This window comes from Clostridium acidisoli DSM 12555 (assembly GCF_900176305.1).
Classification (GTDB): Bacteria; Bacillota; Clostridia; order Clostridiales; family Clostridiaceae; genus Clostridium_I; species Clostridium_I acidisoli.
In genome coordinates this window covers 15,390-29,073 of record NZ_FWXH01000004.1, presented here as the reverse complement: position 1 = coordinate 29,073, position 13,684 = coordinate 15,390, and the positions used below count along the sequence as shown (strand labels likewise).

The following is a 13,684-nucleotide window of genomic DNA, read 5'->3' as shown; positions in this document are numbered from 1 at the left end:
ACTAATTTGTTATATTATAAATATGTATTTTAATAATTCAGTAAAAATTATAATATATCAATTATTAAAGGAGACACTTTCTAATGGACTATATATATGGTAAGTTTCTTGGTAATTCAAGTATTTCATATAACGGAACAGAACTTTCATTTTCTTATAACAAAGTGAAGGCTTTATTTATATATTTAATTGTAAACAAATGTGTAACTAGGGATGAGGTTTCTGCACTCCTATGGAGTCATAAACCAGAACATATTGCAAAAAAAAATCTAAGAAATGCCCTATACTTAATAAAGAGACATACTAACATAAATATTTTCTCTGATTTAAACAAAGCTAATTTATGTTTTAGTAAAGATATAATCATAGAAACTGATTTAGATAAATTTATGAACAATACTAAGTTTATAGATATTTATAGCGGTGAATTCTTAAAAGGTTTCTTTTTAAAAGATAGTGAAACCTATGAAGCTTGGATAATTGATATGCGAAGTAACATTAGCAAACTCTATTTTGAAAAAATTAATGCTAGTATAGAAATTGAAAAAAGAAGCAGAAATTTTTCTAAAGTTGAATACTATTGCAATTTATTAATAAGCCAAGACAATCTTAATGAATGTGCCTACAGAAATTTATTAGAGAGTTATTATGCACAGGGAAAAATTAATGATGCAATAAAAACCTACAACGAATTATCTTCTATTTTAGATCGAGAGTTATCCATAACACCAGATGCGGAAACAGATATTATTTTTAACAAGGTACTAAACCTTATAAATATACGGAAAAAACAAGCTGAAAACCAGTTTTTCTTCGGACGATATGAGGAACTCAAATTCTTAGAAAATAATTATAATAATTTTATAAATCAAACCTCTATATCAAAATCTATAATTATTAAGGGTGAAATGGGTATCGGTAAAACAAAACTTATTGAAAATTTTAAGGGGCTAATTGATAGTGAAGTAACTTTTGTGTTTGAAGTGGATTGTTATGAGTTTGATACTGAAAATGTCCTTAAGCCATTTAAAAATTTAGTTTTAAAACTTTACAATTTTGCAAAAGATAGTAACATTGTTTTGTCTGAAAACTTATTAGAACTAGTAAATAATTTACTGCCAGAACTTAACTCTAATAATTTAAACAGAAATATATTAAAATATGAAGTTATCCCTGAATTAATAATTAGTTTAATTAATGAAATATCTATTGATAAAAAACTTGTATTTATCTTTGAAGATATACAATGGATGGATTATGTAAGTCTCTCCATTCTTACAAATTTAATATTTGATTTACCTACTGATAAAGCTGTTTTTTATTTGACTTGTAGAGATGATTATAATTTAGATGTTGATAAATTTGTTACTATAATTAACAAATATGAAAAAATGCATTGTATTAGACTTAAACGTTTTGACTACGATGGTGTGTATAATTTTCTAAATAAAGCCTTACCCTCACATAAATTATCTAAGGCTACTATAGATAAAATATATTCTGAAACTGAAGGCAATACCTTTTTTATTGTGGAATATATTAATCTTTTAAAGCTAAACAAAAATATAAATATAATGACTTCAAAAATGAAAGACATTATAAAAAGTAGATTCATTGGAATTTCAACTGAAGGTAAAAAAATATTAGACATAGCTTCCTTGTTTGACGATGAAATTCCAATCGAAATATTTACGGAACTTTTAAAAAAAGATGAACTTTATATAATAGACTTAATTGAAGAACTTGAAAACAAATCGATTTTTGAGGAAATTACAAAAGATAATGGTATATTTTTTAAATTTACACATCAAAAATTTAGAGAATTTATTTACATGAATTTATCACAAGCTAGGAAAAAAATTATGCACAACCTGGTAGGAAAATATTTAGAGAAACGACAAGTGTATATTAAAAATGATATTAATATATATCACAAACTCATATATCACTTTGAGAAGGCTAATAACTACACAAGTACATTAAAATATATCATTAAAAATTTAAATATATATTTAAACTTTAGTCATGAACTTTTCCCAATACTTGATTTCAAAGATAAAACTAATAATAATTTATACTTTAATGAAAGAAAAACAAAAAAATATTTAAACAAACTGGAAGTTCTTATACTAAAAATAAAAAATGAGGAAATTTATAATTATGAAGTTATTACTCTTGAAATTGAAGTCTTGCATATAAAAGGTCGTTACTTGATACGAAAAGGAGACTATGTTGAAGGAATTGAATTAATTAAAAACATGATAAATATAGCTAAAAAATCATCAAATTATAAATATATAATTGAAGGCTATAAGCAGCTTATATATTATTGCATCCAAACAAATACAACAAAAACCATGCTGGACTTTATTAATGAGGGTATAAAAATTGCAACAAATTTTAATAATGACATTGAGCTTGGGGTATTCCTTAGATTAAGTGGTCAATATCACAAGATGATTGGCGAATATGATGTTGCTGAGAATATGCTTAATGAATCCATTAAAAAACTTAGTATTAATAGTTCTGTATATGATAAATATTCTGCCTCAATAGCTGCTGCTTACAATTACATTGGTGATATCAGAACTTTAACTAACCAATATTCTGATGCATTAAATTATTATGAAAAAGCTATTGAAATATGTAAAGACAAAAACGTATTAACAAGCCTTGCTATTTTTTATGTGAATGCTGGCCAAACTTCCTTTAAAATCAATAATTTTAGTTTATGTGAAGATTATTTAAAAAAAGCATTAGATATTTATAAACATTATGATTTGATTTGGGGACGTTCTATAGCAGAATCCCTTATGTGCATGTTAAATATAAAGAAAGAAGATTACGGCAATGCTTTAAAGTTCTTAATAAGTGCTGATAATAGTTCAAAGCTTTTACAAAATCCAAAAGAATTAAGTTTATTATATACTACAAAAGCCCATGTAAAAATTCAAATTGAAAACAACACAATTATGAGTTCAACACTAAAAAATTATTTAAATGAAGATCTCAATACATATCTAGAAAGTGCAAGTAAATATCTTAATGTAATTGACACTTCAGCATATTTGAAATTTTAGGAAACAAAAAAGCTACCCAATAATAAAAAAATTATTAGGTAGCTTTTTAATATGTTTTATTTATTATTTCTTTGGTCCTAACACCATAAACATATTTCTTCCTTCTAATTGAGGAGACTTTTCAACAACTGCATCTTCAGAAACTTTAGTTAAGAATCTTTCAAAAACTTTGTTTCCTATACTTCTATAGTTGTTTTGTCTTCCTCTAAATCTTATAGAGACTTTAACTTTATCTCCATTTGAAATAAATTTATTGGCATTTTTAGCCTTAATCTCTATATCATGATCTTCGATAGTAGCACTTAGTCTTACTTCTTTAATTTCAATTACCTTTTGATTTTTCTTAGCTTCTTTTAGCTTCTTTGCCTGTTCATATAGAAATTTGTTATAATCCATTATTCTACATACAGGTGGCTTTGCTGTAGGTGAAACCATTACTAAATCCAATTCACTTTCCTCTGCTAAAATCAAAGCTTCTCTCGTACTAATTATTTTACTGTCCTTACCATCAAGCAGTCTAATTTCCTTTTCTCTTATTCCTTCGTTTATACTAACATTTTTATTAATATTTGACACCTCCAATTTTATTTTTGAACTTTTATTATAAATTTATAATTTTTGTTTATCTATTATTGGAACGTTCAACCATTCCTTTAACAATATCAATATACTTCTGGGAAACTTCTGGGCAAATTGACAATATGGTATCTACAACATAGTCTATATTATTTTCGTCTAATTTTTTTAATTGTTTACCATTGTCTTCTATCATTTCCTCACTGCCTAGTGCACTGTATATATCATCTATTCCAGGTGCTTCAACAAATTCCTTACTTTCAAAAGACTTCTCTGATAAGTATAATGCACCCTCTACTACCTCAAGTTCACCATATGAATATTCTTTCATTTGTTTTGCTGTACCACTATTAGCTAAACCATTTGAGCAATCATACTTTAGGTGTTCAACATGTTTAATATCAAGTCTATTTTCAAATTCTTTCCTTGTCAAAAAAGTTCTTGAATCTAGCTCCATCAATTTTTCTTTAACATGTTCTGAAAATTCCTCTCCAAACTCTTCTATAAAAGATTTTATTGATATAGAGTTCTTCCTCCTATATTTCATTACCAATGTAATCACTCTTTCTTTCCATCTATGGATTTATTTTTTTTATAATCTAAAAAATCCACCCGCCCTAGGTGGAGCAATTCATTTCACGTGTTATATACTTCTATCATAAAATTAATTGTTAATTGTCGCACCTTATATAGACAACCTTTTAAACCTTAACATAATTATCTATCATAGTAATAGTATAACACAAATTTATAGATTAATGTAAGTATATTAGCAATAAATATTATTGAAATTATATTTATTTATATTGTGAATTTTAAAATTTTTTTAATAATTTATTATATTTTTAATACTTCTTGAAGGTTTTTGTAGTTTAATGGAGAATTATAATATAGATACTATTTTTTTACTAGGAGTTTTAAATGGAAACCTTCGTTGAAGAATTAAATACAAAAAAAGTTATATCTAAAGAAGATATCATCTTACTAAAACAATATATATCAAAAAAATATTCAACTTATTCCAAGGAACAAAAATCAGATATACTATCCAAGTCCATTTATCAGGTTATATCTAGAAGTTTTGGTAACTTAGATAAACATTATGATAATTCAGTAAAGCAATCCATATTAAAAAATACCATATTAAAAAATGGACAATCCATTATGCTAAGTGATATTTTAAAGGTTTGTATGGATAAATCTGATAATTGTAGAGATTTACCTAAACTTTTACTTGAGTGGATTAATTTAAATATTGAAAATAAAATTTCAGAAGCTGATTTAACTAAATATGCACCATCTATTTATAGTGAAGTAGCTACAAATGATATAAGTAATCCTAATATAATTCCTGAAGAAGTTGCGATATCTTATACAATTGATAAGAATTTTCAAACTACATATAATAACATAAGCAGAAAAATACCTTTATTAGTGACTGCTTTTTTTACTTGTTTATTAATAGCATCCTCCTTAGTATTTTTTAGAATTCAAAATATTAATAAAAATAATACTATGGAAGTTTCATTATCAAGGAATGTTGTAAAAAAACAAAACTCTTATAATGTAACTTTTTATTTAAATTACAAAGATATAAATAAATCAAAATTAAAGTCTTTTTTAAATTCAAGAAATTCACTTTTAGCTGAAGAGCCATATTTTTCAGCCATTATTTCAGTTTCAAAGCAATATAATTTAAATCCTTTAATTTTATTTGCTATAACAGGACAAGAGCAGTCTTTTGTTCCTAAGCAAAATCCAAGTTCAAAAAAAATTGCAAATAATCCTTTTAATGTTTACCATAGCTGGCAAGAATACAATACAAACATTTCTGATGCAAGTAAGATAGCCGCCTTAACTGTAATTAATTTGTCCAAAGATAAACCTCCAAATGAAGAACCCTTCCATTGGATAAATAGGCAATATGCAGAAGATCCTAATTGGTCAAAAGGTGTAAAGTCAATATATGATTTTTTAGAAGAAAATGATTCTTCTAGCAATTAATTATGATTTATGAAAAACCTTAACAACCACAGCAAGCATTCCGGATGTTATAAGTGGACCCACAGGGACTCCTTTTAAAAATGCAGCAGCAGCCACTGATCCTAAAATTAAAGCTGGCATTATTTCTCCATGTCCTTGTACCGTTAGATATTTTAATCCAAGTCCGCTTAAATAAGTTGTAAGAAATGATAAAATTAATGCTGTTAAACCAATCCATGAAATAAAACTGCCTTTAATTTTACCTAAAGTAATACTTCCATTTGCAATTGGGATAAGAATGGCGGCAATAAGTAACACCAGTGCCCAAAACATTCCTTTTTGATCTAATATGGGAAAAATGTACTTTTCAACATTTAAAAGTTTAATTATAATTAGTGCTGCCACAGCTATAGCTACAGAATCCGCTTTTCCTAATAACGCTGCCGCTAATATTACAATTAGTATTATATTTGTTTCCATAAACTCTCCTTTCTAAAACAAACTTCACACTAATATTTCTATTTAACTTTGCAATTAAATATGCATATAATATCACTTTGAAGTTCATACTAAGTTCATATTTAGTTTTGTTAGGAGGTGATACACTTGCGTAAAAAGCAAAATTTTTTTATTGTTTTTATGGTTTTTCTATTAATGTTTCAATGCCCTAAAATCAATGCTTTAAGTTCCCCCGAGGCTTCTAAAAAGGTAAATCTTGTCCTCGATTCCTCGGACAATAGTTTTCCAGAAAAACACTTTCGAAAAACTTCACATGCTTTAGAAACTGATGATAGATTTAAGAATTTAAATCTTGCCGGACTTAGCACTTTAAATATTTCTGGTAGCAAGCAATTCACGTGTAGTAATTTTCCTAATATCATACATGCTATTGGTACAAATTTGCCAATAACTGTAATCGACTTAAGACAGGAATCTCACGGTTTCATTAATGAATTTCCTGTTAGCTGGGTCGGTGATAAAAATAATGCAAATGCTGCTCTAAGCCGTGATGAAGTTTTATTGGATGAAACCCAAAAACTTAATAGTATCAAATTAAATCAACCTATTACTTTTTCCAATCACCATGAAACAACTATAATACCTGTAAAAGTTCAAAATGAGGAGCAATTAGTAAAGTCTAATGGCGTTAATTATTTAAGAGTTCCAATTACAGATACTAAACTCCCTAATGATGCAATGGTAGATTTCTTTGTAGATTTTGTAAAATCGAACTCTAAAAATACTTGGCTTCATTTCCATTGCAAACATGGTATTGGAAGAACAACTACTTTCATGATAATGTACGACATGATGAAAAATTCCAAGGTTGCTTCAGCTAATGATATTATTACTAGACAAATGTTACTTGCAAATTTTGATTCAAAAAAAATGAGTTCCTTCCCAAATAAAAACAGAATGGCGTTTTTAAACAAATTTTATGATTATTGTAAAGAAAATTCAAATTCCTTTAATGTAAGCTGGCATGAATGGAAAAGTTCTAAACCTACAGTAAATGATTGCTCATTTATAAAAAATTTAAGCATTCCACAAAAATTATATGTTATTTCTGAAGATTCTATGACTTCAGTTGAAAGAACAATGGTTTCTAGCCTTCAAGGGCTAGTCAGCCATTGTTCTTCTCAAATATACATCTTAAATTCCTCACAACCAGATTATAAATTATGGCTAGAAGATTTAAAAATTAATTATGGTGTAAATTGCAAAATTATTTCTGATCCATTTGAACTCATTAATATATTTAAACAACAAATTAATGGTTACATACTTTACAATAATAAATCATTAAACGACCCTTCAATAAACAATGCATGTTCACTGGCTTCATTAAAATCTTCTATTGCAATTGATGCCTCACTTGAAAACAAAATAAAATCACATGGAATTTCTAATTGTATAGGTGATTGCAGGAATACCGATATATTTTGGGCATATAAAAATTTGTGGAATCAAGGCCTTAATCATTCAACAGTTATAGAACTTCCACCAAATAAATCTTCTCCTTTAAGAGACTATGCCATAATGACAAAATCACTAATATTTTATGAAGCTGATAAAAATTGTACAAAACTAAGAGAAGCAATATTTTCATCTATGAAGCCAAATGGTCTGTGTCTAGGCTGGGGACCCGATGAATTTATAAACGTAAGTACAGCCTCAAAGCATGGCATAAGTTTAATTCCAGCTGATTGGTCCCTTAACTTATCTGTGTTAAGTTCATTTCCATGCATGGAAATGAAACAAAATGTAAAAACAGCTATTCCTTCAGACAGAAATTCCCATTACGTAAGTTTTATTATGTCAGATGGTGACAACCAGCAATGGGAACTTGGTAATAATTATAGTTCTCCCAATTGGTATGGATCTCCCTTCCGAGGTAAATTTAATATGGGTTGGTCAATAAGCCCTTCCTTGTACTATTTAGCACCAACAGTCTTTAAGTTATATTATAAAAATTCCATTAAAGATTATTTTATAGTATCCCCTTCTGGCCTTGGATACATTTATCCAAGTAAATTTCCAACTGAAAGATTAATGTCCTTTACTAAAAAATTAAATGAATACATGAAGTTAGTAAATGAGAAGTATGTTGCAATTTTGGATTCTAATTCATTAAATAATGATAAGCTTTTTGATAAATACACATCAAATCCTAATATTAATGGTTTGTTCTACCTTGATTACTCAAAGCAAAATGATTATCATGGTAAAATAATCTGGTCTAATGGTAAGCCAGTAGTCTCCTGTAGAGATTTACTTTGGAAAGATATTGAAGATGAAAAAGCTTTAATAAAAATTATTAATTCAAGAGTAAACAGCAAAAATATAGATGTAACTAATACTGATAACTACACAATGATTTATGTTCATGCCTGGAGTAAGAACATGGAAAATGTGTTTGAAGTAGTTAATGAAATTCAAAAAAACAAAAATATAAAAGTAGTAACTCCTGACGTTTTTATGGAATTAATTAAAAGAAACATTAAACATTAATTGAGTAATCATAAATTTTTTTCATTTTTTTTTATCATTATGATTATATTGTGTTGGCTATAACACTAATTTGTGATATATTAAAGCTAAGAATATTTTTTCCACAAATTTACTAATCATAAGGAGCATTGTAATGAATTTGAATAGTAAAAAATCCGAAATTGATGAACTACTAGAAAAAACAGATAAACTTAGACTAAGTGATTCAAGTAAAACAATATTGCTTGCTCAAAAAGCAATAAAATTATGTAAAGAAATTGACTACAAACTAGGGATTGCTATTGCAAATTATAGGATAGCAGATGCTTATAGGAACATGGGGAAATATGAAGATGCAATACTATTACTTTTTGATTCTTTAGATTTTATTATAAAAGAAGGTTACTATGATCTTGAGTGGTGGGGTTACAATTGCCTTGGCATTATTTTTAGTGACATTGGAGATTATGTGCGGAGTATGAATCTTTACAATCGTGCACAAATTGCTGCAAATGAAATAGCTCTAGGTAAAAAATACAATATTAACTTTTCTAAAAATGAAGCTATAGTTTTAACTTTAAATAATATTGCTGAAAACTATAAATTTCTTAAAAACTATAAGGAAGCTCTAAATTATTGCACAACTGCTTACAATATTGATAAAGAGTATGATTTTAGTCTATCAAAAGGTATAACCTGCCTAAGTTTAGGAGAGATATATTACCTATTTGATGATTATGATAAAGCCAGTACTTTGGCACTAGCTTCTATAGAGTATTTACAGCATTACGAATATGACCTAGCAGTAGCGGATGCATACAAAATACTTGCTTTATCCTATTGGAAAAAAAATGATTTTTTAAATGCCGAAAAATATTTTGAAATTACTATTAATATGAATCATAAGCAAGCTTCTGTCTATTATGAAATTGAAACCTTTTTAGCCTATTATGGATTTTTGGAATCTCAAGATAAAATTGATAGATCTTTAGACGCTTTAAAACATGCCTTTAAATTATCGTTTAATAATAATATATTAAATAAAATTACTGAAACCTCAGGTTTACTCGCAAATTTTTATGAAAAAGTTGATGACAAAATAAATTCATTTAATTATTATAAACTGTATTATGAATATAGTAATAAACGCTTAGCTTCATTCAACAATCAATTAGTTAAAAATTTTAATATCAGAAATAAAATATATGAAATTGAAAATGAAAAGAAAAAAATTGAAAAAAGGAATGAGCATTTAAAGAGAAAATCCCATGATTTACAGACTATAGTAGAGAAAATTTCTATTATTAGTGAATTAGGACAAAGCATTACATCAATAACGGATTTAGATTCAATAATAGATATACTTTATTCCAGTATAAAAAATTTCATGAATTTAGCTTACTTTGCTATAGGATTATATGATGAACAACAATCCCTTATAAACTATCTTGATGTGATTAACAATGATAAAAAATTCACAAAAAATAGTACATCTATGAACAATACTAATAGCCTAGCTGTTAAGTGTATAAACACACATAAAATTATTATTATAAATAATCTTAGTGAAGAATATTCTAAGTACATTGATGAAATAATATATAGTGAAGTTGCAATTAAAAACAATTTTGAATTGAATTCTTTAGTGTTTTGGCCTCTTTTAATCAAAACTAAAGTTATAGGTGTATTAACCATACAAAGTACAGAAAAAAATGCATTTAGTCCATATCAAATTGAAATGGTTCGATCACTTTCTTCTTATGCTGCCATAGCCATTAACAACGCTTTGAAGTCTAAAGAGCTAGAAAATTTGAACAGGAAACTTTTGTTTTTATCAGAGCACGACAGCATGACAAAGGTTCATAATAGAGGCAAGTTTGATAGCTACTTGTACCATTTATGGCATAAAAATATTAATGAAAAGAAACAAATATCCTTGTTATTAATAGATATAGATTATTTTAAAGAGTTCAACGACAATTATGGCCACGTTGAAGGTGATAACTGCATAATGCTGGTTGCCAATACTATAACTAGTTTAGTTAATGAAAAATATTTTGTAGCAAGGTATGGTGGTGATGAATTTGTTGTTATATTGCCTGATTCAAGGCTAGAAATCGCTGTAAAACTAGGTACTGACATAAAAAATGAAATGAGTAAATTGAACATTGTTCATGAATTTTCAGCGACTTCAAATAAGGTTACTTTATCAATTGGAGTAGCCTCTATAGTCCCAAGCCAGGATATATCTATAAATGAATTTATAAGAAAAGCTGATACCGCACTTTACTCTGCAAAAAAAAGTGGTCGAAATACAGTGGAAGTTTTTAAATAATTTAATCTAAAATATGTATTATATGGTATTTGAGTGTTTTTATAATAAAATTTTTGTTTCATTTTTAACAATTTTGGATTATAATATTCCTATAAAGAGAAATCTTTATACTAGATTTTCAAGTAAATATATATACAAAAATAAATATATAGTTATGGAGGTTTATTTATGTTAGTTTCAGCAAAAGAAATGTTAACTAAAGCAAAAGAAGGAAAATATGCTGTTGGTCAATTTAACATCAACAACTTAGAATGGACAAAAGCTGTATTATTAACTGCACAAGAAAACAATTCACCAGTAATCTTAGGTGTATCTGAAGGTGCTGGAAAATATATGGGTGGTTACCACGCTGTTGTAGGAATGGTTAATGGATTAATGGAAGATTTAAAAATAACTGTCCCTGTTTCATTACACCTAGATCACGGTAGCTATGAAGGTGCTTTTAAAGTAATTGAAGCTGGATTCTCTTCAGTTATGTTTGATGGTTCTCATTATGGCATAGATGAAAATATTGAAAAAACAAAAGAAGTTATAAAAGCTGCTTATGAAAAAGGACTTTCCGTAGAAGCAGAAGTTGGTGCAATCGGCGGTGAAGAAGATGGAGTTGTCGGTGGCGGTGAAGTTGCTGATCCAGCTGAATGTAAGAAAATAGCTGATTTAGGCGTAACAATGCTTGCTGCTGGTATTGGTAACATTCATGGAGTATACCCAGCAAACTGGACTGGATTAAGATTTGATGTATTAGCAGACATAGAAAAAACTGTTGGTACTAGTATGCCATTAGTTTTACATGGTGGTACTGGAATTCCTGATGATATGATTGCTAAAGCTATCACTTTAGGAGTTGCAAAAATCAATGTTAATACTGAATGTCAATTAGTATTTGCAGAAGCTACTCGTAAATACATTGAAGATGGAAAAGACAAATCAGGAAAAGGCTTTGACCCACGTAAATTATTAGCTCCTGGTTATGAAGCAATTAAAGCTAAAGTTAAAGAAAAAATGGTTCTTTTCGGATCAGTAAATAGAGCTTAGTAAAAAAACGTGTCAGTAATGACACGTTTTTTTCATATACCTTATAATTTTTTAGCAATATTATTTAGTTCTTCTGTGGATGCGGTTATCTCTTCAATGCTGGCCGTAATTTCCTCCGTAGCAGATGCTTGCTCTTGACTTGAAGCTAATGAATTCATACTTTTTTCACTTACACTCATTACTTTTGTTTTTATGTGCTCAGTGATTGAATTTATTTTAGGTACAGTACTTTTAGATTGTTGTGATAAATTTCTTATTTCTTCTGCTACAACACCAAATCCTTTTCCAGCTTCCCCAGCTCTAGCTGCTTCAATCGCCGCGTTTAGTCCAAGCATTTTAGTTTCATCAGCAATTTCCTTAATGAAAGCAGAAATTTCATTTATCTCTTCTGAAAGTGTTATTATTTCTTTAATTTCACTATTAAGTTCTTGTTCATTTACATGTATTTGTGATGCTGATGCTGCTAATTCTTCTATTGCAGAAGCTATTCCAGTAAGATTACTTTCAAGATTATCAGACATATCTCTTAAACTTGCTGCAACTTCTTTTGGCGTGATTATTGTTAATGTTGCAACTATTTCATCTGTATTATCTTCATCAAATAGAGGATAACATGCCTCTAAAACATCAATTCCAAAAACTGAACTGTCTAGTTCTTCTATTATTTCTTTTTCTGTTTTTATTACATTTTTTGCAATTGAATTTTCTGCAAGTATATCTCCCTTTTTTAAATCTTCTATATCAAATTTAGCAGAAGCTTGTTTATACAGAATTCTTTGAAGATCTGTTACAAACATTGTAGCCCCTTCTGGAAACATTTCTGAAATAATTGGTGCAAAATCTTTAAATGACTTTACTACAGGATGTAATTTAGGTATTAACATTGAAAATGCTCCAACTGCTTCATTTTTTTCATTACTCATCGGAATAGCAACAGTATAAAATCTGCTTCCATATAATAAGCGTGGTACATTTTCTTTTAATATTGTTTTTTGTGCCATTGCTTTAGCTGCTATACTATCACTTTTTATCTGTTCTCCAATATTAAAAATGTCTAGGTCAAATTTGGTTGAAGCCTTTCTCCATTTTATAATATCCTTTTCTATGTATAAAAATAAAACTCCACCAGGTATTATCTCTGCTTGTGCTTCTGAAAATAATTTTAAGTATTCTAAACCATCTATTGAAAACATTATATCAACTCCTTCTGTAGATTATATTTAAATATTTCTGTTTTAAGTTTTAGTATATTTAATATAATTATTATTCTTTCACCTAATATACTTATACCTTCTATGCTGTTTTTACTTATTCCTGCCATTTCATTCACTAAATGTTCAATTGAGTCACTTTCCATTTTTATTACTTCTGATACATCATCAACTATTATTCCAAGTCTAATTCCATCCAGTTCTAATATTAATAATCTGCTATCAATTCCCCTTTCTGATTCATCGATGCCAAACCTTTTCTTTAAATCGAATATTGGAATAACCTTACCTCTTAAATTTATAATTCCTTCCACAAAATTTGGTACATTAGGTATTCTGGTTATTTTGGGTATGCGAAGTATTTCTTGCGCATAAGAGATGTTCACTGCATATTCTTCAAATCCTAAATTAAATACAACTAGTTGACAATAACTCAAATCATACACTCCCTCCAAAAATATATTTTAAACATT

Annotated in this window: 10 protein-coding genes; 5 read left to right on the top strand and 5 right to left on the bottom strand. The window is 27.9% G+C overall.

The window, feature by feature from the left end:
* The first annotated feature begins 83 nt into the window (after nt 1-83).
* The gene (locus B8978_RS08050; protein WP_084115140.1) at nt 84-3,080 is read left to right on the top strand and encodes an ATP-binding protein; all 2,997 of its coding nucleotides are present in this window, start codon (nt 84-86) and stop codon (nt 3,078-3,080) included.
* A gap of 63 nt (nt 3,081-3,143) precedes the next feature.
* Here B8978_RS08050 and infC read toward each other — a convergent pair whose 3' ends face one another.
* Both infC and B8978_RS08040 read right to left on the bottom strand, forming a co-directional pair.
* Nucleotides 3,144-3,656, bottom strand: coding sequence for a translation initiation factor IF-3 (gene infC, locus B8978_RS08045; RefSeq protein ID WP_139796005.1), 513 nt, complete (start codon nt 3,654-3,656; stop codon nt 3,144-3,146).
* 46 nt (nt 3,657-3,702) lie between these two features.
* A complete protein-coding gene (locus B8978_RS08040; protein WP_084115282.1) occupies nt 3,703-4,203 on the bottom strand; it encodes a hypothetical protein in 501 nt (166 codons plus the stop codon).
* A gap of 374 nt (nt 4,204-4,577) precedes the next feature.
* Between B8978_RS08040 and B8978_RS08035 the strand changes: the two genes are divergently transcribed.
* Nucleotides 4,578-5,660: a glucosaminidase domain-containing protein gene (locus B8978_RS08035; RefSeq protein ID WP_084115138.1), complete on the top strand. Its 1,083-nt coding sequence runs from the start codon at nt 4,578-4,580 to the stop codon at nt 5,658-5,660.
* Here B8978_RS08035 and B8978_RS08030 read toward each other — a convergent pair whose 3' ends face one another.
* On the bottom strand, nt 5,661-6,119 hold the full coding sequence (locus B8978_RS08030; RefSeq protein ID WP_084115137.1) for a DUF441 domain-containing protein: 459 nt from the start codon (nt 6,117-6,119) through the stop codon (nt 5,661-5,663).
* Nucleotides 6,120-6,278: 159 nt separating this feature from the next.
* Here B8978_RS08030 and B8978_RS08025 point away from each other — a divergent pair, with 159 nt between their 5' ends.
* The 3 genes from B8978_RS08025 to fba all read left to right on the top strand — a co-directional run bounded on the left by B8978_RS08025 (nt 6,279) and on the right by fba (nt 12,000).
* Nucleotides 6,279-8,651: a GxGYxYP domain-containing protein gene (locus B8978_RS08025; RefSeq protein WP_423236714.1), complete on the top strand. Its 2,373-nt coding sequence runs from the start codon at nt 6,279-6,281 to the stop codon at nt 8,649-8,651.
* A gap of 133 nt (nt 8,652-8,784) precedes the next feature.
* Nucleotides 8,785-10,965: a sensor domain-containing diguanylate cyclase gene (locus B8978_RS08020; RefSeq protein WP_084115135.1), complete on the top strand. Its 2,181-nt coding sequence runs from the start codon at nt 8,785-8,787 to the stop codon at nt 10,963-10,965.
* 168 nt (nt 10,966-11,133) lie between these two features.
* A complete protein-coding gene (fba, locus tag B8978_RS08015) occupies nt 11,134-12,000 on the top strand; it encodes a class II fructose-1,6-bisphosphate aldolase (protein ID WP_084115134.1) in 867 nt (288 codons plus the stop codon).
* A gap of 41 nt (nt 12,001-12,041) precedes the next feature.
* Here fba and B8978_RS08010 read toward each other — a convergent pair whose 3' ends face one another.
* Nucleotides 12,042-13,193, bottom strand: a complete 1,152-nt coding sequence (locus B8978_RS08010; RefSeq protein WP_084115133.1) for a methyl-accepting chemotaxis protein — start codon at nt 13,191-13,193, stop codon at nt 12,042-12,044.
* The gene (locus tag B8978_RS08005; protein WP_084115132.1) at nt 13,193-13,648 is read right to left on the bottom strand and encodes a chemotaxis protein CheW; all 456 of its coding nucleotides are present in this window, start codon (nt 13,646-13,648) and stop codon (nt 13,193-13,195) included. Before B8978_RS08005 ends, B8978_RS08010 begins: the two co-directional genes overlap by 1 nt.
* Nucleotides 13,649-13,684: the final 36 nt, after the last annotated feature.